The 25,059-nt window shown below is 39.9% G+C and carries 17 protein-coding genes and 1 tRNA gene; 1 reads left to right on the top strand and 17 read right to left on the bottom strand.

Annotated elements, in window-relative coordinates:
- The first annotated feature begins 28 nt into the window (after positions 1–28).
- Positions 29–105, top strand: a tRNA-Pro gene (locus H3U82_RS04745).
- Between the two features lie 79 nt (positions 106–184).
- Here H3U82_RS04745 and tssE read toward each other — a convergent pair.
- From tssE to narH, 17 genes are all read right to left on the bottom strand, one after another.
- Positions 185–592, bottom strand: coding sequence for a type VI secretion system baseplate subunit TssE (gene tssE, locus H3U82_RS04750; RefSeq protein WP_084550793.1), 408 nt, complete (start codon positions 590–592; stop codon positions 185–187).
- Between the two features lie 112 nt (positions 593–704).
- Positions 705–1,445: a type VI secretion system lipoprotein TssJ gene (tssJ, locus tag H3U82_RS04755; protein ID WP_078474582.1), complete on the bottom strand. Its 741-nt coding sequence runs from the start codon at positions 1,443–1,445 to the stop codon at positions 705–707.
- The gene (locus tag H3U82_RS04760; protein ID WP_084585984.1) at positions 1,446–2,408 is read right to left on the bottom strand and encodes a type VI secretion system baseplate subunit TssG; all 963 of its coding nucleotides are present in this window, start codon (positions 2,406–2,408) and stop codon (positions 1,446–1,448) included.
- Positions 2,405–4,165, bottom strand: a complete 1,761-nt coding sequence (gene tssF / locus H3U82_RS04765) for a type VI secretion system baseplate subunit TssF (protein ID WP_174830033.1) — start codon at positions 4,163–4,165, stop codon at positions 2,405–2,407. Before tssF ends, H3U82_RS04760 begins: the two co-directional genes overlap by 4 nt.
- A gap of 9 nt (positions 4,166–4,174) precedes the next feature.
- Positions 4,175–5,752: a TssA family type VI secretion system protein gene (locus tag H3U82_RS04770; RefSeq protein WP_198209466.1), complete on the bottom strand. Its 1,578-nt coding sequence runs from the start codon at positions 5,750–5,752 to the stop codon at positions 4,175–4,177.
- Positions 5,742–8,984, bottom strand: coding sequence for an ImcF-related family protein (locus H3U82_RS04775; RefSeq protein WP_198209468.1), 3,243 nt, complete (start codon positions 8,982–8,984; stop codon positions 5,742–5,744). Before H3U82_RS04775 ends, H3U82_RS04770 begins: the two co-directional genes overlap by 11 nt.
- Before the next feature lie 21 nt (positions 8,985–9,005).
- Positions 9,006–10,127 (bottom strand): hypothetical protein, encoded by a 1,122-nt coding sequence (locus H3U82_RS04780; protein WP_078474587.1) that lies wholly within the window; start codon positions 10,125–10,127, stop codon positions 9,006–9,008.
- Positions 10,114–10,752 (bottom strand): tetratricopeptide repeat protein, encoded by a 639-nt coding sequence (locus H3U82_RS04785; protein WP_025330509.1) that lies wholly within the window; start codon positions 10,750–10,752, stop codon positions 10,114–10,116. The genes H3U82_RS04780 and H3U82_RS04785 overlap by 14 nt, the downstream gene beginning before the upstream one ends.
- A gap of 13 nt (positions 10,753–10,765) precedes the next feature.
- Complete coding sequence (locus H3U82_RS04790; protein WP_198209470.1) at positions 10,766–11,539, bottom strand: DUF4123 domain-containing protein; 774 nt, start codon at positions 11,537–11,539, stop codon at positions 10,766–10,768.
- Between the two features lie 3 nt (positions 11,540–11,542).
- Positions 11,543–13,972 carry a type VI secretion system Vgr family protein gene (locus H3U82_RS04795; protein ID WP_198209471.1) on the bottom strand — a complete coding sequence of 810 codons (2,430 nt, stop codon included), beginning with the start codon at positions 13,970–13,972 and terminating at the stop codon, positions 11,543–11,545.
- A 536-nt stretch (positions 13,973–14,508) separates the two neighbouring features.
- Entirely contained in the window at positions 14,509–19,077 is a 4,569-nt protein-coding gene (locus H3U82_RS04800; RefSeq protein ID WP_198209472.1) for a DUF2235 domain-containing protein, read from the bottom strand.
- Positions 19,078–19,104: 27 nt separating this feature from the next.
- Positions 19,105–19,860, bottom strand: a complete 756-nt coding sequence (locus tag H3U82_RS04805) for a DUF3304 domain-containing protein (protein ID WP_198209473.1) — start codon at positions 19,858–19,860, stop codon at positions 19,105–19,107.
- A gap of 125 nt (positions 19,861–19,985) precedes the next feature.
- A complete protein-coding gene (locus tag H3U82_RS04810) occupies positions 19,986–20,732 on the bottom strand; it encodes a DUF3304 domain-containing protein (protein ID WP_198209474.1) in 747 nt (248 codons plus the stop codon).
- 125 nt (positions 20,733–20,857) lie between these two features.
- The gene (locus tag H3U82_RS04815; RefSeq protein WP_198209476.1) at positions 20,858–21,607 is read right to left on the bottom strand and encodes a DUF3304 domain-containing protein; all 750 of its coding nucleotides are present in this window, start codon (positions 21,605–21,607) and stop codon (positions 20,858–20,860) included.
- 551 nt (positions 21,608–22,158) lie between these two features.
- Positions 22,159–22,848 carry a respiratory nitrate reductase subunit gamma gene (narI, locus tag H3U82_RS04820; RefSeq protein WP_037391857.1) on the bottom strand — a complete coding sequence of 230 codons (690 nt, stop codon included), beginning with the start codon at positions 22,846–22,848 and terminating at the stop codon, positions 22,159–22,161.
- A gap of 12 nt (positions 22,849–22,860) precedes the next feature.
- On the bottom strand, positions 22,861–23,496 hold the full coding sequence (narJ, locus tag H3U82_RS04825; RefSeq protein WP_084586762.1) for a nitrate reductase molybdenum cofactor assembly chaperone: 636 nt from the start codon (positions 23,494–23,496) through the stop codon (positions 22,861–22,863).
- A gap of 9 nt (positions 23,497–23,505) precedes the next feature.
- Complete coding sequence (gene narH, locus H3U82_RS04830) at positions 23,506–25,059, bottom strand: nitrate reductase subunit beta (protein WP_198209479.1); 1,554 nt, start codon at positions 25,057–25,059, stop codon at positions 23,506–23,508.

A 25,059-nucleotide genomic window follows, 5' to 3' on the forward strand; every position in this document is an offset into this window, starting at 1 on the left:
ACTTTTATAATCGCTTCCTTTACAAAGTCGGAGTGTGGCGCAGTCTGGTAGCGCACTTGCATGGGGTGCAAGGGGTCGAAGGTTCGAATCCTTTCACTCCGACCAAAATAAATAAAAATACAGCCAGTCAGGCTGTATTTTTATTTTAACAATTTCACATATCGTTCGATACTGAATAAATTTATTATCGAAATACTCTAACCGCCTCATCACCATCAAATGTAGTAGAAAACCGAATATAACCAACCTCTTTTAATTGACATAATAATTCATAGGCAATAATAAAATCCGAAGATTTATTTTCAACCATCTGAATTTGCAAAGCCTGTACACGCGGTTCATATTTTAATAAAGTTAAAGTGATATATTTCTGCAATACAGACAAGCTGGAGGGTAAATGACGATAAATAATGCTTAAATCAGGTAACCCGTAATCAGGTATATGTTTCACACTTCCTCGACGCGTATTTAATATGCGCTCGATATTATTCATAACACTATAAATATAGCGTTCTTTAGGATCCAGACTATCAAACGGAACATCTCCAGAAAAATTTAAAGTAATTTTTTCCAATAAAGACGCATCAATCATAATAAATTTATTTACGCTTTCATAATATGAAATAATTATTTAGGTTTATTTAATAAATAACCATCAGAATATTTTACTATTAGTACATCAATTATTTATGACATACTACACACTACTTCTTGACATCAGGTAATATTTTTTGCACCTTCTTCCCTATATTTTCCTGAGCTTTTTGTTTACCCTGCTGTTGCAATTTATCCAGCTGTTCCTGCATAGCCTGCTGAGCTTTTTTGGCCAACTCCTCCTGTTTTTTCTTTTCTTTTGATGCTTTTTTCTCCGCTTTCTCTGTTTTTTTCTGTGCTTTCTCTGCTTTTTTTTGCTGCTTAAGTAAATCCTTAACCTGTTTTTTAGATTTTAACTGAGCCTGAGCACCGTCCACCAGAATATAATTATTTCTAAATAATTTTAAATTATCTATAGGAATTAGTATTTTCCATGTTTTATTATCAGACTCTGGTTTATTAAAGAAAAACACTAATCCAAGATATTGTGTTTTACTATCTATATCTCCTTTTATATTCTGTGTATCAAAAGGATAAATCATACGTATATCTTTTTTTACCAGTTCGTCAGCAAGAGCATTGTCTGAATTAGTAAGTAAATCATAATAACTTGCCTGATTAAATAGATTATCACTATTTAACTGAAAGATTGCCATTCTGAAAGTATTTTGCTGTGAATTATCGGTCTGATTTAAAAGATGCGCAGAAACCACCCTGAAATCATAATGATAATGTTTTAACTCAACTGCATCTTTACCTACCTTGCGTGCATCCTCATAGCCTTGTTGCAATAATCCACAACCAGATAATCCTGCTAGTAAAATTAATACAGCCAAGAAACGAAAATTCATCTATAACACTCCAAGAAAAATCGAAAATAGCATACCGGTTTCTGGCTGACCAGCAGTAACACCAGCTCTGAGTTGCTGGGGATTACTACCATTTAATTGTGCCTGTGGTAATAAGTCGGCATTGATTTTCGCTACCAGCTCTACATCCAGAGTACATCCCACATATTTCCTGATTAAGGTCTTCAAAACCGTTCTCAAAGGCTGATCTTCATAAAGTAAATTTAATATTGCATAATCATTAAGTTGTACAGATACTCTTATTCGGCTGTTGGCATCGTACAAAAAGCGGCCCAGCACTGCTGTATCAAAAGCTATTCCCTCACCTATGGATCGTTGCGGTACAGGATATCTAACAGCAATAAACTCATCTATAACTACTTCACTGGCGGCAGGAAGTACATAATGAACAATTTCTTTTAAACCAAAAATATTTTTATTTTTTTTATTTAAATTTTTTATAACACCAAGGTAATAACGCGGGTCAATATCTAATTTGCTCTTACCGTGAATTAATGTCAGAAATGCCCGAGAAAGACTATCTGAAGCATCAGGTTGAAACTGAAATTCATAATGAAAACGTTTCCATATCTGATAAAATATAGTCATCATACGGTGATGGAACATATCCAGAAAAGCTACTAGATTTTCCATACCATCTTTTTTTTCAGCACCTTCTGCTATCAACCAGTTTGGCATAACACCGTCAGTACCGATTAATCCCATGAAAGTAGTAAAGACTACTGGTAGCTTGTAATCATATACAGATTCAGGCAAAGCATGCTTTAATTCACTGGCAGGAAAACCAAGATAAGGCCATGCACAAAATTGCAGCGTCAGTTCACTATCACTCTGCAAATCAGGTACGCGTAAGTTAACCTGATGCGACTCCAGTAAATGACAAAACTGAAAAAAATTATAGGCTTCTGGCGCCAGCATTAATCGATTGAATAAACTGGCATTCATAAAATTTTTTCATCCACGCTTACTGGCCAGCTAAAAATCATTGCTTCTGGCTGCAATATGACATTTACCTTTATAGCCAGATTTAATTGTGCATAAGCTATTAAATAACAGTTCAGTACATAAGCAAATAAAGCAGCATCTGCTTCATTGATAAATCCGGTACTATCCAGTTCGATATCAATTACTAGGCATCTAATCATCATACCATGATGCATAATATGTTGAATTTCAGTTTGAACAGAGCTAATAGCTGCTATATTTTTTTCATTTGCTGCTGCTGTTGACCAGTTCAATAAGCGCAAGCTATTTTTCAGGGTGCCGGTATCTAAGGTAGCCAGATAATTATTACTCATCTCAAACAATAACTGCCATTGCTGATTTTTATAATCAGGCGGATAATGTAAAGCAGTAGGTATCATTACCATCTGAGCATTTTTTACGCCTAGCACAGGTGAATGCAGGCTTAGTATTTTATTATATTTAGTTATCTGACGAGGCAGATTACCATTAGCACCAAGAATACTGATAGAAAAAATCTCTTCTTCTCCGGATTGCATTTCACCACTAAAAGTAATGAAATTATCATATTTATTACCGATTCCCTGACGTGTACGGATATAATAATAAGGTCTGTCCTTTTCAAGAATACTTAGCTGACGTTTGCCGTGCTTAAACTCATTAAAGGGCAAATAATACTTTCTGTTACCACTTATCTGACTAAATGACTCCACTTCGGTAACCCCACACACAGTTACCTGATCTGGAACTGAAAACATAGGTGATAGCCTATACTCAGTATGCAAAGGAGAACGCACAACCGGTTCTGCCTCCAAATCAAACAGATTAATTACAGGTACACAAAACAATTTTAAATAATTGCGGTTAAATACCAGCTCCAGAGGAAAATCGCGATTTAAATGAAAATTTATCAATAATTCATGTTTATCATTATTGAAATCTTTTCCACTCAGATTATTTAATTGAAAAAAAAGAAACTTTTCTTTAAAGAGAAAATATTCCATCAATAAATTATGTTCATTTGCCTGATAGTTCTGCAACCATGTAACTGAATTATAATTAAAATTTGTTCGATGCAGTTTTATTTTATCGCTGATAATGTTTAAATTTTCATCAACAGTAATATGTGACAAATAATTTATTAAGTAATGATAAATACTCAGTCTGGTTTCTATTTCACCAACAAGATGAAATTTGAGGGAAAAATTATCCGGTAAGCGAATATTCTGACCCGCGTCTGTTTGACGTAGCTGCAAACGTAACTGAATAACTGATTGCCCGAGATCATTGTGAACAAGACGGAAATCATTTATTTCAACAGGATAAATATCAACTGATTGAGTTGTCCGGTACTCACACGATATACCTGTATCAGAATCAACAGCAGTCTGCAATATTAAACCTGCGGGAATATGTTGATCATTCGTATAAATCTCTTCATTTAACATTAATTGCACTATCGACATGGAGGCAATAGGCTGAAGATGATGTGGCCACAGCAATGCTAATGAGCTTTCAGTTAACTCAGGCATATCATCATCAATTTTTTGATACAATTTTGCAGTTAAAAAAGCAAATCCTTCAAATAGCCGCTCAACCATCGGATCCCGCTCAAGAGAATCCTGCATTTTTAAATACTGTGCTGCATCAGGATGAACCTCTGCAAAATCCTGTCCAGCCTCTTTCAGATAACGCATTTCCGCTTCATAATAACGCAGAATATTGTCTTTTTTTTCCATATTTTTCACTTACCTATACAATAATTGATGCGCCAGAAACGGATTGAGTAATACCAGCTCTTTTTTCAGCTCTTCAACTTGCCCAGCTATAAACTCTTTATTACTCCCCTTTACAGTAATAAATTTCTGCTGTAAAAGTTTTAATAACTCTTGTTTAATTTGGAATGTTAATTTTTTATTCCATTCAAATAAAGGTTGCTGTGAAAAAGGCTGATTAAGCTTTTCCAGCAAAGATATTGCAAATTCTGATTTGCCACTTTTAATAGCTAATCGGGCAAGTAAAAATTGTTTGTAATATAACTGCTCAAGCCCTTCATCAAATTGCACAGTAGACAGCCATTCCATAGTTTTATCAAAACCCTGCTCTGCCAGAATTACAAATGCCTGTGCGTCAATATCTTCGGTTGATGTAAGCTTATTATCGGAAGACAATTGCATTTCTTCTACATTTTGTTGCTGAAAACGTGCATGAACGGCAATCCAGTCTAAAGCCTCGCCGGAAGCAAAAGGATGATTATCATTAAATGATAATGTTTCGAGTCCGGGTACACGGTTAAGCAGAAAAGCCATATCACTGCACAGCATATCAGCCCATACATTTGCTTCAGGTGCCAAATGCTGCATTGCATTCCAGCTCAGATATTGCAAATCAAAATAAAAATGATTGGAAGCCTCCATAAAACCAGCATGGCATTGTTCTAATAATCCGCTCCACTCCTTACGCTGATACAATGTCTGTAAGCGGTTTATCAGTTCCTGTCTCGGAGGAGGAATTTTTGTCAGTCCGTCCTGATGCAAAGGTAACTGTTCAAGCATATCCCACCGGAACTGACGCAACAATCTGTATGATGCATAGGGTTTCTGCTCTTTATCGGCAATGAACTGCCCTACAGTTTTCATTGTCTGCATCAAATCCTGAAAAGAACGTAAAATTACTTCATCATTATCAGTACTATTACTCTGGTTTGAATTATTATCAGTAGTTAGTGAATCAGCTTGATTAATAGCTGCCTGAGTTTCACCAACAGGCACAGGTAATAAGCTGAGCAAGCCATTGAGCTCATCTACTGTCGCTTCAAATTGTGCAGAAAAATTTTCCTGAATCAGCTCACATAATATGGTAATTACCTGATATTCGTTTGATGATAATGTACTTTGGCACAATAAAAATGCATCTTCCATTTTTGTGCCGCCCAGCCAGCGAAGCATCGTTTTAATAAGGGTGATACGTTGGGGCTGAAAAATAGGCGTATATATTGCCTGCATTCCATATATTAATAATAAACCTTTAATCAGTCCCTGAAAGGCTTCACGACGAAACAATACATAAGTCAGATATACCGCTACGCGAATATCCTTACCTACGTTCTGGCAAAGATAATTGGCCGCGTCTTCAATTTTACCCAGCTGAATATCACTGACCTTTTCCAATTCCTGTCGGATATCCAGAAAAGAATCGTGATGTGTAACATCTTCCATCTCACCTTCCACAGGAACAAGAAGATATTCAATACTATCCCATAAAGGTTTTATATCTTCATAGATTTTCCGCTTCTGGAGAACTTTCAGTGCTGCACTAATTTGCATCTTGATCCACCTTGAAAACCTGTTGCGGCAAACTCGCCCCTTTTAACTTCAATAATGTAATCAGGTCGTTAGTTTGTAAATTCTTTAAATTCATTTCTACAACCCTATTTTTTATTGTCCACTTAAGATGATAAGTATCATCATCATTTTTGCGTGCCTGAGCCTTTTCAAGTAAACGCAAAATGCTCAAATCACCAACTACTTCAAGCTGAGCAGTCTTATCTGTCACATCAGACCACTGAATTGAAGCCTTTTTATCGGTACTATCACTAACAGACCAATTCACTTTATGCCAGAAAGATTTTTCATTATAAAATTGAATTTTCTGTTTATTAAAATTAAATGTAATCTGTTTAACTTCGGGAGTTGGCAATGGCATTATTTCAAAAGAAGCGGTATTTGAGCCATCTGAAACAAATTCTAGTAACTGATTTAATTCATTTAAACCAGTTACAAACTGATCATCAATCTGAACCTGATCCATTACAGCAGGATTAACAATCCACTGATTACCAACAAGATTCAGAATTTTATTTAAATATTGCTGATTAAACTGAGCAACAACACCCTTTTGCGGATCTATAAATTTCTGTAATTCAGGCAAAGAAACATCGAGATTGCTGGAAGGATTCAGTGGATAACGATTAGCAAAACGAGAATTCCATTGAGAAACCACCATCTGCTGCCATAGGGCATTAATATTGTTTAAAGCCGGAAGCAAAATTGCTTTTTTAGCATCAGCAAAAGGATAAGTAAGCAAAGTGTGCCCGATATCCTGCCATTCTTCTCCCAGATTAGCTACTTGTAAATTAATAGATTCTTCAGCTTTAGCCAGATTAGAACCATCATCACTATTCAAAATAGTATTGAAAGAAAGTTGTGAAGCAGAGGCCTGATTATTAGCTCCCTGAACTTTCTGTACTTCAAGATACATAGCCAGCAGATTTTCCTGATACTGATCCAGTTTACGGCTGGGTTGTTTATTCCTGTCTTCAACTGTTTTAATCAAATCTACAATTGGTTCAAATTCCTGTAAAACTCCTTTACCTTTTTCAGTCCGGTCTTCGGGATATCCGATACTGGCATTAAACTGAATGGCTGTTAGTAACTTAACAAGTACTGAATTCTTTTTATCTGAATATTTTTTCAAACGATCCATCTGTTTATTCAGACCAGTAACCGGTACCCATTGTATGCCAGATAAAAATTGTGTCCATGCTTCAAAATAATCCTGCTTGTACAATGCCATTATCTGTTTACGGATATCCGTATTTTCGTTGCTTTCCTCAGACTCATTCAGCACCCATGAACCATTTTTAAAATGTTCAGGATTAAGTTTATCAATTTCCGGCTTAAACCATTCGTTCCATGCACGTGCAGTAAATGCACCATGCAATTTATTCTTATTTGTCCAGAATTGAGTGCTATCTTTGCCAGCCAGCTGCACTAAATCAATATCCCTATATTTCTCTAATGCAGAATCCAGCAAATTCTGATAAATAACGACATCTTCCTGCTGCTGATTAACAATATTATTCAATACTCCCCGACTTTCTGCCACCAAAGCAGAATCTTCACTCAGAAACCAGCTTCGATGCTTCATCATATTCCGGGTATAAAATCTGAATATATTCTGAGCAGCATCGGCTTTTTGTAAGCCCTGTGTCCGATACAGGCGTGATAAATAATCACTTAGAAAAATATTATCCAGACGTTTAGGACGACGTAACATTAAATATGCTTTCAGAGCATTAAAACCTTCATCTAATGCAACTGCATTACTGGTTTGCTCTGCTATTTCCTCTGTTTCCGCTGCATTTGTTTCAATTACGTTAGGTAAAGTCTGCAGTTGCTGTAAAGAATTCAGAACCAGAATAATCTGTTGATCAGCGGGTTTTATCAGCCATTTTTTTGCAGCATTACCATAAGCTACAAATGCTTTATTCAGCAAAATATCATCATGATTGAATCCAAGACGACGGTAAAATGGTTGCGGAACATTATTTATCAATGCAATATGGTGCTGTAAACTGAGTATAGAATTAATCGCATTGTTGCTGCCCGAAGATTTATTCACGCTGGTGATTTGGTTTCGGAATAACTGTGCTTCCCTGTAATTACTGGTAAAAGCATACAGAATCATTATAAAAATTACAGTACTGATTACCAGACCGGCTTTAGCCAGCCGCTGACTACTGGGCTGTAAAATCAATTTAGCAGGGTGCTGATATAACTGCTCTGCTACCATCGCCCATGTTTCCCACCAGTTACTATGTTTAGCCTGTATAGCCATACCTGTAAACCAGGGTTGCTGCTCTTCAGAGTAATTTTCAGCCGGATTTAATTTAGTTAAAGCAATAGCATCAATCAGAGATAAAAACTGTCTGTCCCGGCTTTTTAAAAAAGCCTGAATAAATAAATCCTCAGCTTTAATTTTGATATCTGAAACAATATTTTCTGTTGGCAATGACCAGGTAAAAACCTGATTAAGAGGAAATTTATTTAAATCAATCTCACTTTGAAATACATGGATAAACGGAATTTTCCAGTTTAACAGCTGATAAAATTTTTCCAGCCAGACTGAAGTAGTATCGTGAGTAACCGGAGTTTTGTTACTTTTCATATCACGCAATATTATTAATCCATCAAAAGGACAATGATATTTGCCGCGAAAAGCCGGTATGGATTCAATTTCATCCACATCATTAATCAATACCAGATAAACATTGTCAACCTGTACCCACCCTGTACGCTGTAGCTGCTCACTCACGTCGCTGAAAGCATCCGGTTCACCATGTACTGCAAGAATATAACAGCGATTTAAAATAGATAAAGGATATTTCTGATCCAAATAATTCTGAAAAGCCACCAAATTCTGCTGTGCAGGACTTTCACGTGTATATTTCGAACGCTCAATAAAGCGGATTGTCCGTTCCTGCCCGTCAATAACCACAAAAATACGCCAGAATAATGGCAGTATAATGCAGAGAAATAAACCGACCAGTGCCAGTATTATCAAATGAAATTTATGATTTTGCAGCCATTTTTTATCATAATACCAATATAAAAATGCAGTTAATCCGCAGATAAGTATCAACCAGAGGAAACTGCATAATAACCATAATTTGAGAATTTTAGGGCGCTGGGTAATTTTCTGATTCACCTGCGCTAATTTGGATAATTGGCTATTTACACGTGAACTGAATTGTCTTAACGGGTTCCACCTTAACATAAACGCGCCTGTAATTGAATTTTACTTAACCTGGGAAGCAGGTATTATCTTTTCTTTATGATTAAATAGTACTACATAGGAATGTTTATGCGCCTGATAAACTGCCAGCAGCAATTGCATCCAGTCACTCGTATACTGTAATTTTTGAAAAAAATCCGGTTTATCTATACTATACGGCAAGATTTCATAATCTTTTGCAGTTAAATCTTCAGTCAATTCTTTTATTTCCGGCTGAGTTACTTCTTGTGCATGGCTTTCAATCTGGAAACCAGAAACTTTTTCAGTCATGGCTGTAAAAAAATAATCCTGATCCATACGCCACATTTGTGTATCAAAAGCTCGCTGTATTTTTGCTATTTTTCCTTTTCGGGCAAAAATCATTGCCAGATACAATTCAAACTCAGGCTGACACTCAAACCCGAGTAATAGAATTTTTTGATAAAGTTCTTCCTGAAAACGGTCAATAATCCAGTTTAAATCCTCAAACTTAACATAATAATCCGGTACCGCCGGACAATATCCGCCTTCAGCAATAACAAGCTCCCTAAATACCAGCCAGCTTTCTCTGTCTGCTGCCCATAGCCATAAATACTGTGTATATTGTTCAGTAAAATATTCTTTTGAAGATAATATCTGAACCAGTTGTGATAAAACGATATGCAAACGGTCAGAATAAACAGAAGAATTGCTTTGAACCGGTATTTCCATACTCATTGATTCGAATACAGATTTCTTCCGCTCTTCTGGAGACAGCCCTAGATACGTATAAAAATCGGAAGCATGATTTAACTGGCCGCAGTGCAATATTACCTCTTCCAGTACCATATATTCCGACCAGTACTTTTGATTATTCAAAATTTTTTCATTATAAACAAACTGATTATTACGCTGGTAAATTAACCATAACTGATACCAGATACAGCGCACCAGCAGAAGTAAAGTTACTATTACAACTGCCGGCATTACAGATATCATCCACTTTTGCCAGTGTACTGTGATTTCCAGTCCGAAATGGGTAATAATTGAATCTGCATATTTTTTATTAATACCAATTGCCAAAGCATATAAGGCCAGCCACGCAAGCCAGCGAACTGGTCTTGGCGGCAGCCATGTAGTCTGACGTTGTATACTATTCGTAATCATGCCAGCCTAAATAATCTAACATAATATCCATAGGCGGTTTTTTACTCTTTACCTGATGCAGGGCTTTAAAAACCACTTTACCCTGCTCAATTTCCGCTTTGGTCATTTTGGTTTCAACTACAGCAAGATTATGCGGTGCTTCTCTGTCTTTAAGAATCGCAGCACTGGCAAACAAAGCCCATGCAACAGAAATATTTTTAGGCAGAATTTCGCCATTAAGGGCCATCACCCCCAGATTGTTCATGGATTTGCCGTCACCTCTGTTCAGACCATTAAAATAATAGCCCATCGCCTTGCCCCAATCCTTTTTTACACCTAATCCGCGCTCATACAATACGGCGAGATTACCATTGGCTTTTACATTGCCTTTTTTTACAGCCTGTTCATAATATTTTGCTGCGGTAGCATAATCCTGCGGTACACCCAAACCCATTTCATACAGCGTACCCAAACTGTTATATGCCCGTGCATCATCATTTTCATTAATGGCTTTCTGAAATAAAACTAAGGCTTTATCATATTGCCGGTTTTGAGCAGCAGCAGCGGCATCATCATATGTACCCGCCCAGGCCATTTGTATCAAAGCAAAACATAAACAAAATGCTGTCAATATACGTCGTAACATCTTTCAGCCTTTCCTATATAATTTTCTGCAAATTATTCCTAAAAAACTGAACACGTTCTTCCTGGCTTAAAATCAATCTGGTATCAGCTTCCGCAGCAAGGACATATAGCTGGTTAATTAACATCCTTTCACCGCCATACTCATCTGCATCCAAAGCAATACCATAATTACGCCGGTAATTATATGCATCAGCCCATAACAACAAAGTATCATACTGTTTTTCAGTAAAAACAAAACCATTTACATCAAATTCATTCTGATCACACTGCGGATAATCGGCCTGATAAATTACCCACTCTCCGGAATCATCAACAAAAAACCAGCGCAACATATATTGATGCAGCCAGTTTTTTTGTAAATTTGTTAACACCATGTTAACCGGATCAAACATATCTGGTGCATAAAATCGAAGTAATCCCTCTTTTTTACCCCATTTCACTTGCATGGCACGGCGAAGATGAACTTCTAAGGTACCAAAAGGATAGTTGCTGTTGAAAGCCAGCAAGCGATTATTCATATGAGTAATTTCACATATTTTTTCCAGTATTTCCCGATGGTTTTCATTCCTGATATCAAGTGCCAGCAACAGCGGCCCTTCTTCCTTGATATGAGATTCGGGTGTTTGCTCAAATAGCAGAGAATACTGCAATGCCGGCTGCCAGTTTTCTATGGCAGCCAGAAGAGGATAGTCACAAGTACATAAATCGATAATCAGAAAAAGAGTTTTCTCATCAGTCTCATTAGTAAAATTGATAAATTGTGCCAGCACGTCACGATAAGTATTCATTGATTATCTCTCTACAATGCCAACACCTTGTGCACGTGCCTTGCGCAAGCACTCAAGACAAACTGAACCAGGTAATTCCGGTAACGGGAAATTACCGCCCTGTGGCCCCTGAAACTGATGATTACCTTTATATTCAATCGGACCGGGGCTATACAGGCTGATTTTTCCGCCTTTAATTTCTATATAAGCACCACCGCTGGCCAGCTTGATACCGCTTTTTGCATTAACCAGTACCTCATCACCTACAGACTGAACAGAGATTTTTTTCGCCGCAGTAATTTCCACTGCGCTACCATGTGAAGCCAGACGCGCAGTTTTCTTGCCGGCTACCAGATTTAAATCTTCTGTCTGAGCCAATACCTGTACAGATTTGACAGCAGTTTGTGTAATGTTTTCACCGGCACCGGTAAATACATCTTTACCCGCCTGCTGATGAATATCCTGACCAACACTGTTAAGAATAGATTTTGGTGAAACCTGCGCCATTCCGGCAACTGCACTGGTTAAAATAACCGGTTTTTCCAGATAAGCACAGTTTTCACCTAAATCAGATAATGTCTCTAATCTGGGTTTGAGTGAAGTATGCTTGGCTGTCACGTCGGCAAGATGACTGGCCTGACTGAGTGCACCTTCAATTTCTTTGACTGCTACCGTACGATCCATTTGCATGCCGTTGGCGGCAGCCTGATTTTCAGTAGTCAGATATAATGCTCGTGCAGAACGCAAAGCTCCCCAGCCATCAGTTCGCAGCTCAAAACCTTCTCCACGCTTATCCCGTCCGCTGTCTACCAGATGCCCCAGATTAAGCTGGGTTTTATGGTACTCAGTAGCCATTTTGATATGTTCATGACCGCTGAGGTCTTCCATGCGGATTTTATTATTTGCCCAGGTACGAATTACATTACGGGTACGCCATGTATTCGGAACATGATCCGGCTGAGTGCTGGTATGTAAAACGCCAATAATATACGGCCGGTCGGGATCACCGTTCTGAAAAGCCAGCTGTACTTCTGTACCTACATGCAGCGGAAAATGCTGCCCGTACTGCCCGCCCGCATAAGGCTTAGCCAGACGAATGGGTCTGCTTTCACCACCCGGCTGCCAGCCATCCATATCCAAATTAAACTTAACGATATAACGGCCCATCTCGTCAACCCAAGCATATGGCCCCTGGCCGGCATCACAGATGGTTCCCGGTATTGTCCCGTCTATAATCGGGTGCTTAATCGGCTCCGGACGCCATTGGCTGTCTGAGGGTATAGCGGAGAATGAATTAATGTAATCTTCATCGCGCGCACCAGAATGGTGAACACTGACCAGCAGCCACTGACGAATATTGCCTACTCTGGCATCAGAGGAAAATCCCATGGTAAAACCGGGAGTAAAGCTCTGAACATTACTTTTACCAGTGGCCAGAATATGGCGGGATACAGAATGCTCATGCAGAATTCGGGCATATTCCTGCGCCTGCCCGCTATCTTTATGATGAAAAAATCCGTAGATATAGGGCTGACCAAATGCAGCAGGCTGCTGCTCATTAAAACCGGCTTTGCCTAGCAGACTGTTATTGGCATCTCGGTAGTTATAATCCTTAATCTGTACACTTTCATACTGAGCTTTATAGCTTACATGAAATTCGGAAACAGAATATTTTGCTGTCAGCCCCTGCATTAACTGCTGTTTCAGATTATCCCTGATACCTTGTGCCGTAGCATTCACATCAAATGAAAGCTGCACTTCCAGTTTGCTCTCCAGCCCGTCCAGATCACTTTCTAAACCAGCATCCGGTTTGAATGGTAACGCCTGCTGCCGCAGCTGGATATAATGGCTTACATCATCAGATACGGAAATTACCTCATTGGAAGCCGTTTGTGTAAAGGTAAACCATAATCCTTCACGAGCCAGTACACGCTTAATAAATGCATAATCGGTTTCCCGATACTGCATGCGATGTTCATAGCGCGGTAACGAACGGGATGATTTCAGCAGAAAATCTTCACTGGCAAAACCATGATGACGCAGAATTTTCTCAACAATACTCAGTGCCGTCTCATTCTGAAACAGCCTTGTGGTAGTAATACGGTTCAGTAAAGCCAGGCGGGGCACAATAGTAAATCGATAGCAGGTTTCATCAGCACTGGTTGCTATCTGTTCCGCACTCTGAATAACACCATGCCAGCGCCGGTTGTCAGAATCATCGAGCTGCTGCCGAGACACCTGCATCACTCCGCTCCAGTCAATATCCGGAGCCATCTCAAACATTACACGCTGATGAATAAAATTTTCCAGAGGTAAGTCAGCAGCCATATGCGTTGCTTCAAGCTGTAACACGTAATAATCATCCAGCTTTTCTTCCAGATTGAATCTTCGCACCGAAAACTGGTCAAAATTAGCCAGATTTGCGTTCAGTTTCAGATAATAACGCTGTTGCATTTAATCACCCTTTATCAAACCTTTATACATGACTGACAGTTCTGTTTCCGTATCAGCCGATATAGTGCTGATACGGAAAAATATTCCCGCATACAGGTTACTGACTACAAAATTTAAAAAATCAATACAATTGAAAATATATATTTACTCAATTTATATACAGTCCAGTCTGCCGTATACTGCCAACTTTATTCCCGCATAAAATTTAAAAGCAAAACAAAAATATAATATCAGATTCAATCTACACTTGTTCACAGATTCGGTTAGTTTTCACAGCAGCCAGCCAAATCCGATTTGAATCTGAAATCACTTTTCAGGATTATAAGATGTAAATATTTTTGAAATTTACATATAACTGATTTAATAATTTTAACACAAAAATACTTATTTTATATATAAATCAACTTTTCAGTTATTTGTGCAACACTATTCATCATTTTTGCTTCTTATGATTCAAAACCAAATCAGATAATATACTTTCACCTTTGCACAGTTTTATCAGACCGGCAGAGAAATAATCACGCCGGTCGTAAGCCTCAGACAAGCCAGCTTTCCAGCACTTTGGCCATTAGCTGCAAACGGTATTTCGGTAATGATTGCAGTTCAGTCGGAATATCCCCGCTGCGCAGTTGCTGTACCAGCTGAACAATTTCAGTCTGGCTGCGGTTAGCAATATTTTCCGGTAAGAATTCATTCAGCTCCAGATCCGACATTCCCACACTGTTTAGTGTGGTTTTGCTGATGTTATTTACTACTTGGTCAGCAATATCACCCTGCGCATTTCGGTAAAATACCTGTGCAAGTGTCTGCGGGTCATTGACGCCATTGTGCATAAGCGACACGGCAGTCTGAGTTTGCTGCAGCAGGTTTTGCTGATATTGGGCAATCTGATTATTCAGATAATCTGCCATAGATTGCGGATTAATATCTGCCAGTTGCTGTTGCGCCGGTAATACATTTACTAAACTGCCATTCGGAACCGTTATATTTCCGGCTTGTATTGCATTTTGAGTTCCGCTTAAAGCCTGACGGGCTTTATCCAGATTACTGAGATTGTTTATATTTAATCCTTTCACCAGTTGCGGATCAAGCTGCTTGAGTATTTCCTGAGCATGCTCCAGCGCATTGGCATCCCCGCTCGTACCTGACGAGTCCAGTAATGCATGCAGCTGCTCAATATTTTTATCAATTTTGCCAATCATTGTATTTAGCTGCTCTTCAAGCTCGGCAGCGGTTTCTACCCCACCAGCTTCGGCCTCATTGGCAAGTGCTTCATTTGCACCTTCCAATGATTCCGTTTCACCAGGAGTCAAGGCATCTGCATTTTCTTTGTTTTTTTCAGCTTCAGCAGCCTCTTTAGCTGCTTTACGCTGCTCTTCAAGCAACTTACGAATCTCCTCCAGATTTTTCACTGTTTCATCACCATATTTTGCTACTTCCTGAGCAATTTTATCGGCAAAATCATGTCCGTTCCATTCTGTCAGCTGATCTTGTGCCTCTTTGATTTTGTCAACTGATTCCTTCGTCTTCTCATACAAAGCATATATATTCTTAATATTTTCACCACTAAGCACAATTTTACCGGTATCAGGATTGACAACAATCGCATCAAATCCGTCAATCAAAGCTTGATAAGCTTTACGTTCTTCTTCTGTTATGAAAAATTCAGGGTTATTGAGCCCTAACAGAATATAGGCCGGATTACCATAACGGATAGTCATATAGGCACCACGGGCAATACCGGCTATACCGATAAGATTATCCTTCAATGACAGTGCGGTAATCGGCTTGTTGGAATTCGAACCACTGAATACAAGCCGGTGTGCAAAATAACTGGTAAACGGTTCACGGTCGTTCAGTATAGAATGCATGTACATAGCGCGCGAATCATGGATCTGTTCGTCAAACATCGTAACCATAGTCCCGAAATTTTTGGAATATTGTTCCGGTGTTTTTTTAATTTTATCCATTAATATAGTCATATCACGCTTATCTTTGGATTTAAGCCTCTCCCAGACACTGGAAGCAATTGCCAGTGCACTATCCCATCCGGACAGCTTTTGCTGATTCTCATCGGTCGGATTTTTTTCAGCTTCCGCTTTTTTCTTCTCTTTTTCAATTTTATCTTTTACTCTGTCGAGTAAAATACCTGTTGCTATCGCACCAATATCCAGATTTTCAAACAGATCGCCAAAGATAGAACCTTTAGATTTATCTTTTTTACCTGATGATACTATTGGCGGTGTAGCACCTGCTGTTGCCGGATCACCTTTGAAACCATCATCCTGCGTGGGCGGTGGCGGCGGATCTTTTTTTTCTTCTTCCGCAGGTTCTCCAAAATATAAAGCATCACCTTGTTCATGGATATCTTTAAACTCAGCCGCTTCGTCCTCATTATTAAGCATATAAATACTGCCGGCAAAAGTTTTCATTAAGAATCCCAGTGACAAGAAAGATTCAAAACGAAATTCATGCAGATAATCTGCTTTGAATTCTTTGGCACTCTCCAGCATATCCCAACCATCATTTACCGGATCATAATTTTTATTAATCATGCCATTTAAAAAATCATCGCGTTTATTTGCCGGTATATCCCCCAAACCGGCCTGCTGCCATAATTTATCATTATTTGCAACTGAATCAGATGATGCCGGCACCAAGCCTCCAGATGCTTTGGACAGCTTATCATTAGCTTCTTTGCGCCCCTGTGAGATAATCTTTTCCCGTGCGCTAACCTGTTCGGCATTTTCCTTTTCTCCGGCAGTGCCTTTTTTACGGGTAATAGCCAGCCCCAGAAATGTCGCATAGCCATCTATCCCGTCTTTAACCCAACGCAGAATCCGCCAGGCCGTAATATGATGAACCTGCTGCTGTAAACTCTTAGTGATATTGTCGAGAACTGTTGTTTCCAGCCAGGCATTAAATCGCTTCACCATATCTGGTTGTATATCAAACTCATCACTAACATCTTTATCCATTAATTCATAGTTTTGCAGCTTAAATTTTGGTGTTTTTTTCAATTGAGCTTTTAATAAAGGATGTATATGCATCACTTTTAAAGGCATCCCGTGCTGCCAACAGCGTGCATACATATCATGCAAGGTTATCTGAGCTATCACATGCCCCATCCCGAAGTTACTTTTGAACTGTGCACCTGGCGGATAGCCGCCGCCTATATCCGCATGGACACCCGGATAGGTATATTCACGAAACTCAGCGCCACCTCCGCGCGGATAGCCGCCGTCAATACAGATACTTTCAACAGAGAAGCTTTTACGCTGTTCATGTCCGGCCACAAAGTGATAGCAGCTTTTTACAAAGCGCGCAGCCGCAGCCTGCTCCAGCGACATGGTGCCGTGCGCCCAGCCGAAATGACCACTAATAAAGGAAGTTAGCGGAGACATGCCTACATTGGCTACCGTATCAAACAGCCCGGCCATCTCAATATAAATCGGGATATCTCTGAGCTTAAGATAGATAAATTCAGATTGTTTAGGTTCACTTTCCTTGTCATCCTGACGATTGGCATTGATATTGGCAGACTGATTCAGACTGACCGTAGTACTGGCGCCGTTAACCGGACCAGTCTGGTTACCATTTTTTGAATTGTTTTTCTGATTAGGCGTATTATTGCCCGAGGCATTAGGCTGCCCTTGCGCTGGTTGCTGTCCTTGTGCTGGTTGCTGTCCCTGCGCTGGTTGCTGTCCCTGCGCCGGTTGCTGCCCTTGCGCCGGTTGCTGTCCTTTTGCTGGTTGCTGTCCTTGCGCCGGTTGCTGTCCTTGCGCCGGTTGCTGTCCTTGCGCCGGTTGCTGTCCTTGCGCCGGCTGCTGTCCTTGCGCCGGCTGGGCTCCGTTCTGTGCTGCCTGCTGATCAGCATTGCCACTGGCTTTATTTTCCTGTTCTATCGCCTCCTTGTCAGCCTTAGCCTTTGCTTCCGGATACTTGCGATAATATTCGCGTAACTCTTTTCGTTGCTGGCGGCGCTGTTCCATCAATTTTTCCAGCTGTTCTTTTGCTCCGGCATTCTCCGGACGCTCCAGCAAGTATTCAAGCAGCCAGTTAATAAAGGTACGTGCCTCTGCCGCTCCGCGTGAAAAACCGATTACATACAATTTGATTGCCTGTGGTAATGGCTGATTACTGTTAGCCAAAACCAGCGATTCTATATACTCATCAAGCTGATTTTTACGGCCAATTTTTGAATCCATGCCTTTAATCATTTTTTGGGCAGTACCTAAATCCAAACCTTTATCCGCAAAAATCTTGGATTTACCCAGTGTGGCACATAAACGTGTCAGTGCCCAGTTAATTCGCGACTGCCCGAAGCGGGCAAAGGCCTCACCCCGGAAACCCGGATCCAAATCACCGATTTCTTCAAAGCGCGTTCCCACACCCTGAATATAATGTTTAAACCAACCATTTTCTATCATAGGCGAGGTATAGCTAACCTCACCTGGTGTTCCTCCTGCTCCCATACAAGCATGGAATAGACGCGCCACATTACTGGTGCGCGGATAGGTATACGCAGCAATCATTTTGGCTTGCGGTGCTGCTTTATCCTGTTTTTTCAGCTCCTCTTCAGTAGGTGCTTCGGCACCACTGACCACTTTATCTGCCTTTTCATGATTATTGGTACCATCAAAGAAAAAGCTGATTTTAATGATTTTCTGGCACGGCTTGTCCTCTTTCGGACCTTTGTAAAAACAATCACCTCTATTTTCCTGAATTTCCTCAATAGAGGCTGGCAGGCGCCCGCCTGGCTCTGTCGGAAAAACCTGTGGCTTATGCGTTACCGGCCAGTCAAAATCAATTCCCTTCAATGCAGGTATGTCATCCCACAGGTCCTGAACCGCATCCGTACCTTTTTTAGCCAGTTTGCCAATGCCAGAACCAATCTTTTCTAACTTTTTACCGGCTTTGTTAATTATTTTTCCTAAGCCGCTGCTGGGTGGTTTTTTATCCTTCGGTTCATGCGTATTGACAGCCGAATGATCTAAACCTAGTAAATCTTTTCCCACATTGACTATATTAATTTGCTTGCCAGTACCACCTGTATCCGCTTGTTCATCGCTTGGCTGATCGGTTTTATCGGTTTTATCGGTCATGATATTCTCCCTTTATTAAACAAAAATTTATCTTTGACTACTCTTTACCGGCAATTTACCTTCTGCTTCCAGCTGTTTGATATAACGCGGTAAGATTACCTGCGGAATATTTTCACGCTCCGCTTTCACTGCATCCATTCTGGCTTTGTTACGGCGATAATCTGCCATCGATTTAACGCTCGGGCGTGGCGTACACAGTTTCTGGCTTTCGGCAAACAATTTGTAATGCATTGGTGTATTACGACCTTCTTCTATCGTCCCATAAGTAATAAATAACTGATTACAAGCAAGAAAATGTACCGTGATATTATCTACTTTTCCAAAATCATCTCCGGCTGATGGTGGTGGTGGTGGTAAGGGTATTTCTGCTGAATAATATTCATCATACTGATCAATTATTCGTTTTTCTTCTTTATCTAAATTCACTCCTGCGGTATTTAGCATTCTTGGCACCCATCCCGGATAAGGTAATATTTTCCAATTAATTTTCATAGTCATGCCTGGTGTCCATTTTGCTCTCAGTGCCGCTGCACCACAGGTAGCTCCTCCTCCATAACGTCTTTTACCAACTTCATAATCATCAACACCTGGTGTACCCGGAATACATCCTCCTCCGATACTACCCCCGCTCACATTTTCATAATTGTATTCATAAGCTTCAACAGGTGCGGCATACATGCGGTTTTTACCTGAGGTTATGCCAACAAAAGGTTCAAAATGATTGGTACAACCCATTAATTCGATTGCTGCCAGTATCGCCAGCCATGCCCATGTTTTTTTCATCACCCTAACCTTTTTGGTATTTATAGTTACTGTTAACTTTTTAAAATATTAACTATCTGTAAACCATTATTATCAATATGAATTTATTTTAGTTTATTATCAACATTTATCCAATTATTAATTCTTTATTTAGTGGTACTTACCGGCAATTTACCTTCTGCTTCCAGCTGTTTGATATAACGCGGTAAGATTACCTGCGGAATATTTTCACGCTCCGCTTTCACTGCATCCATTCTGGCTTTGTTACGGCGATAATCTGCCATCGATTTAACGCTCGGGCGTGGTGTACACAGTTTCTGGCTTTCGGCAAACAGTTTCCAGTGTACCCGATTACGCCCTTCTTCTATTGTTCCATATGTGATAAACAACTGATTACATGGCAGGAAATGTACTGTGATATTAGCTACCTGACCAAAATCATCACCGGCTGATGGTGGTGGTGGTAAGGGTATTTCTGCTGAATAATATTCATCATATTGATGAATAATATCAGCTTCTGCACGATCAACATTTACTCCGGCTGTATTTAAAATTCTCGCTTGCCATCCCGGATAAGGTAATACTTCCCAATAAATCTTCATGGTCATACCCGGTGTCCATTTTGCCCTTAGTGCCGCTGCACCGCAGGTCGAGCCACCACCATAGCGTTTTTTGCCTACTTCATAATCATCAACACCTGGTGTACCCGGAATACATCCTCCTCCGATACTACCCCCGTTCATATTTTCATAATTGTATTCAATTGCTTCTACCGGTGCGGCATACATGCGGTTTTTACCTGAGGTTATGCCGACAAAAGGTTCAAAATGATTGGTACAACCCATTAATTCGATTGCTGCCAGTATTGCCAGCCATGCCCATGTTTTTTTCATCACTCTAACCTTTTTGGTATTTATAGTTACTGTTAACTTTTTAAAATATTAACTATCTGTAAACCATTATTATCAATAAGAATTTATTTTAGTTTATTATCAACATTTATCCAATTATTAATTCTTTATTTAGTGGTACTTACCGGCAATTTACCTTCTGCTTCCAGCTGTTTGATATAACGCGGTAAGATTACCTGCGGAATATTTTCACGCTCCGCTTTCACTGCATCCATTCTGGCTTTGTTACGGCGATAATCTGCCATCGATTTAACAACTGGGCGTGGCGTACACAGTTTCTGGCTTTCGGCAAACAGTTTCCAGTGTACCGGATTACGCCCTTCTTCTATTGTTCCATATGTAATAAATAACTGATTACATGGCAGGAAATGTACTGTAATATTAGCTACCTGACCAAAATCATCACCGGCTGAGGGTGGCGGCGGCGGTAAAGGTATTTCTGCTGAATAATATTCATCATATTGATGAATAATATCAGCTTCTGCACGATCAATATTTACTCCGGCTGTTTTTAAAATTCTCGGTCGCCATCCCGGATAAGGTGTCACTTCCCAATAAATCTTCATAGTCATACCCGGTGTCCATTTAGCCCTAAGTGCCGCTGCACCGCAGGTTGAACCACCACCATAGCGTTTTTTGCCTACTTCATAATCATCTATTCCCGGAGTGTTAGGTATACAGCCTCCGCCAATACTACCCCCGCTTATATTTTCATAATTGTATTCAATTGCTTCTACCGGTGCGGCATACATGCGGTTTTTACCTGAGGTTATGCCGACAAAGGGTTCGAAATGGCTGGTACAACCGGTTAATTCGATTGCTGCCAGTATTGCCAGCCATGCCCATGTTTTTTTCATCACCCTAACCTTTTTGATATTTATAGTTATTGTTGAATTGTACAAATTTTATCTATCAATATCCTATTATTATAAAAATGAATTAACTTTGTTTTTCGTCAATATTTACTTTATTAATCTTTATTTATGTGTCGTTACCGGCAATTTCTTCAAGCTGCCAGATATATCGCAGTAAAATTACTTGCCAAATATTTTTACGCTGTGTTTTCAATGCATCCGTTCTGGCTTTATTGCGGCGATAATCTGCTATTAATTTAATGACTGGGTGTAGCTGACACCGATATTCACGTTGCTGAAATTATATGGTTAAATGATTCTTTTGCGAGTAAGTTTATTTCAGGCGAAAATGTTGATTTAGTAATTCTATCCAACAGTTTAAAAATATAGGTAAATTTTAACAATAGTAAGAAGACTGGAAAAACCAAAGATTTTCTGAAAATGAAATTTAAGCTGTAGAGGCAAATGAGCAGGTTAAATTTTAGATTGATTTTTAAATTATAAATAAGGCAGTACTGAATACCAGTACTGCCTTTTTCTTTTTTAGATACTATTTAATAACGTCTGCTTCTGACCAGCTGTGCTTTACGCTTCAGATAGACTAAAGTACCAAATCCGCTCCAGATATGCACCAAACGGGTAAATGGAAAGATTACAAATACACTCATACCCATAAATAGGTGTAATTTAAAAATCGGGCTGACATGCGCAATAATATCTGCTGCACCGCCTCTGAATGTCACAATATGCTGAGCCCACTGCATGAGGCTAATCATTTCTGCTCCGTCCAGATGATGAGCGGAAACATGGATAGTACCCAGCCCCAGACAAAGCGTAATCAGCAACCAGATTAATACCAGTTTGTCGCGCCAGCTACTATTGGCCAGCAAACGTGCACAGCTGAAACGCCGGTAAATAAGCATTAATAATCCGATTAAAGCAAGGGTACCCATTATTCCGCCGGCAATCATTGCTGTCAGTTGTTTGGCTTCATGAGTGACACCAAGTGTATCCCAAACTACTACAGGCGTAAGCAAACCGACCAGATGTCCGAAAAACAGTCCGAGTACACCAATATGAAACAGAATATTGCCAACTCGCAGCAGACGCGGATAAAGCAACTGGCTTGATTCAGATTTCCATGAATACTGATTTGTATCAAAACGAATCAAACTGCCCAGAAAAAAAATACTGGCGGCAATATAAGGAAAAATGCCGAAAATAAATTGATTAAGGTAATACATGCTGTCTCCCGGCTAACTGAATTTTTTATTGCGGAAAAATTGCACTTCCTGCACAGACGGCTGATTTAATAATGGTTCGAGCCCTTCTGCTGTTGGTCCGAATTTTTCCAGAGCTTCGTCCATATTGCGTACTGGTGCAGCCTGTAATGGCTGTGGTTTAACTGGAGATAAAGCGACAACTGCATCCATAACCGGTGCATACACTGATTTACTCTGATGCAGGTTGTCAGCTATATAGCCAATCACATGTACTGCATCAGCAAGTAAATTTTGGGCTTCATCTTCGGCAACATGAGACAAAAATTCTAAAAATAAAGGCAGATAATCCGGCAATTCATTATCGGCAGGTTCAAAGCCGTGTTTCTGATATTCTGCCAGTAAATCGACCATCGCCTGACCACGGATGCGATCTTCTCCATGCAGATGTTCAAACATGTGTAAAGCATGTTTGCGACTGCGATCAAAAGTAGCTACATATACTTCTTGAAGATCGATTTCATCATGCGTGCGTAAATGTTCAAAAAATGGCTGTAATACTGAAATCTGATTAGCAGATAACTGATCAGCCAGAATTGAATGCAATTCATCCGTATGGTCTAACCATTCCTGCCTTGGATAGCTTAGTAAAATGGATAAAATTTTATACATTTGTCTGTCCTATGAGGCCGACTGACGATTATTTTTCTTACGCAGTCCATGAAAAATAATCGGTGAAGCTTTACGTGTACCAAACAGGCTTTCTTTGCTGTGGCCGTTATGGCAGCCATCTCCAAAAGAAAATCCGCAACTGGCTTTTTCCTCAAAAGTATTGCTGACCAGTTCTTTATGTGCACTTGGAATGACAAATCTGTCTTCATAATTGGCAATTGCCATTACCTGATACATTTCTTCAATTTGTGCAGCACTCAAACGATGTCCGGACAATTCCTGTAATGCCTGCTCTTCAGAATAAATATTTTTGCTGCGCATGTATTTACGCATATCAATCATGGTTTGCAGCGCATTAATAATTGGTTCGGTTTTACCGGCAGTCAGCAGATTGGCCAGATACTCAATCGGAATTCGCATATCTTTTATTTCCGGAATCAGGCCATTCTGACCAATAACACCGGATTCAACCGCAGACTGAATTGGTGATAACGGCGGAATATACCAAACCATCGGTAAAGTACGATATTCTGGATGCAACGGAAATGCCACTTTCCATTCAACCGCCATTTTATAAACCGGCGAATTCTGAGCTGCCTGTATCCAGTCTGCCGGAATTCCCTGAGCCAGTGCTTCTTTGGCAATTTCAGGATCATTCGGGTCAAGAAAAATATCCAGTTGCTGTTCGTATAAATCCTGAGGATTTTCTATCGCAGCACTCTCACTGATCCGGTCTGCATCATAGAGGAGTACACCGAGATAACGTATTCTGCCAACACAGGTTTCTGAACAAATTGTCGGTTGACCGCCTTCAATGCGCGGATAACAGAAAATACATTTTTCCGCTTTGCCTGCTACCCAGTTGTAGTAAATCTTTTTATAAGGGCAGCCAGAGACACACATACGCCAGCCACGGCATTTATCCTGATCAATCAGGACAATCCCATCTTCTTCACGCTTGTATATTGAACCGGACGGGCAACTGGCCACACAGGCTGGATTCAGGCAATGCTCACACAGACGCGGCAAATACATCATAAATGTGTTTTCAAAAGCAGCGTAGATGTCTTTCTGAATGCCATCAAAAAGTTTATCTTTAGAACGCTTGGCAAATTCACCGCCTAAATCATCTTCCCAGTTCGGTCCCCAGTGAATTTTGTCCATTTTCTGCCCAGTTAATACCGAAACAGGCCGTGCTGTAGGCGGTGTTTGCATCAGCGGGGCATTTTGCAGATGCTCATAATCATAGGTAAACGGTTCATAATACTGGTCAATAGCCGGCATGTTAGGGTTGGCAAAGATATTGGCCAGTACTTTGAGACGATTACCCTGCTTCAGTTTCAGCTTGCCTGAATTTTCACGTATCCAGCCACCTTTATACTGTTCCTGATCCTCCCAGTTTTTCGGATAGCCGATACCGGGTTTTGTTTCTACATTATTAAACCAGGCATATTCGACCCCGTCACGACTGGTCCATACATTTTTACAGGTAACAGAACAGGTATGACAGCCAATACACTTGTCCAGATTTAACACCATTCCGATTTGTGCACGAATTTTCAT

The organism is Snodgrassella sp. W8132, from assembly GCF_016100865.1.
GTDB lineage: Bacteria > Pseudomonadota > Gammaproteobacteria > Burkholderiales > Neisseriaceae > Snodgrassella > Snodgrassella alvi.

Bases quoted from the DNA above. Each gene is read 5' to 3' on its own strand.
- tssE (WP_084550793.1), bottom strand. From the start codon at position 592: ATGATTGATGCGTCTTTATTGGAAAAAATTACTTTAAATTTTTCTGGA.
- tssJ (WP_078474582.1), bottom strand. From the start codon at position 1,445: ATGAATTTTCGTTTCTTGGCTGTATTAATTTTACTAGCAGGATTATCT.
- H3U82_RS04760 (WP_084585984.1), bottom strand. From the start codon at position 2,408: ATGAATGCCAGTTTATTCAATCGATTAATGCTGGCGCCAGAAGCCTAT.
- tssF (WP_174830033.1), bottom strand. From the start codon at position 4,165: ATGGAAAAAAAAGACAATATTCTGCGTTATTATGAAGCGGAAATGCGT.
- H3U82_RS04770 (WP_198209466.1), bottom strand. From the start codon at position 5,752: ATGCAAATTAGTGCAGCACTGAAAGTTCTCCAGAAGCGGAAAATCTAT.
- H3U82_RS04775 (WP_198209468.1), bottom strand. From the start codon at position 8,984: ATGTTAAGGTGGAACCCGTTAAGACAATTCAGTTCACGTGTAAATAGC.
- H3U82_RS04780 (WP_078474587.1), bottom strand. From the start codon at position 10,127: ATGATTACGAATAGTATACAACGTCAGACTACATGGCTGCCGCCAAGA.
- H3U82_RS04785 (WP_025330509.1), bottom strand. From the start codon at position 10,752: ATGTTACGACGTATATTGACAGCATTTTGTTTATGTTTTGCTTTGATA.
- H3U82_RS04790 (WP_198209470.1), bottom strand. From the start codon at position 11,539: ATGAATACTTATCGTGACGTGCTGGCACAATTTATCAATTTTACTAAT.
- H3U82_RS04795 (WP_198209471.1), bottom strand. From the start codon at position 13,972: ATGCAACAGCGTTATTATCTGAAACTGAACGCAAATCTGGCTAATTTT.
- H3U82_RS04800 (WP_198209472.1), bottom strand. From the start codon at position 19,077: ATGACCGATAAAACCGATAAAACCGATCAGCCAAGCGATGAACAAGCG.
- H3U82_RS04805 (WP_198209473.1), bottom strand. From the start codon at position 19,860: ATGAAAAAAACATGGGCATGGCTGGCGATACTGGCAGCAATCGAATTA.
- H3U82_RS04810 (WP_198209474.1), bottom strand. From the start codon at position 20,732: ATGAAAAAAACATGGGCATGGCTGGCAATACTGGCAGCAATCGAATTA.
- H3U82_RS04815 (WP_198209476.1), bottom strand. From the start codon at position 21,607: ATGAAAAAAACATGGGCATGGCTGGCAATACTGGCAGCAATCGAATTA.
- narI (WP_037391857.1), bottom strand. From the start codon at position 22,848: ATGTATTACCTTAATCAATTTATTTTCGGCATTTTTCCTTATATTGCC.
- narJ (WP_084586762.1), bottom strand. From the start codon at position 23,496: ATGTATAAAATTTTATCCATTTTACTAAGCTATCCAAGGCAGGAATGG.
- narH (WP_198209479.1), bottom strand. From the start codon at position 25,059: ATGAAAATTCGTGCACAAATCGGAATGGTGTTAAATCTGGACAAGTGT.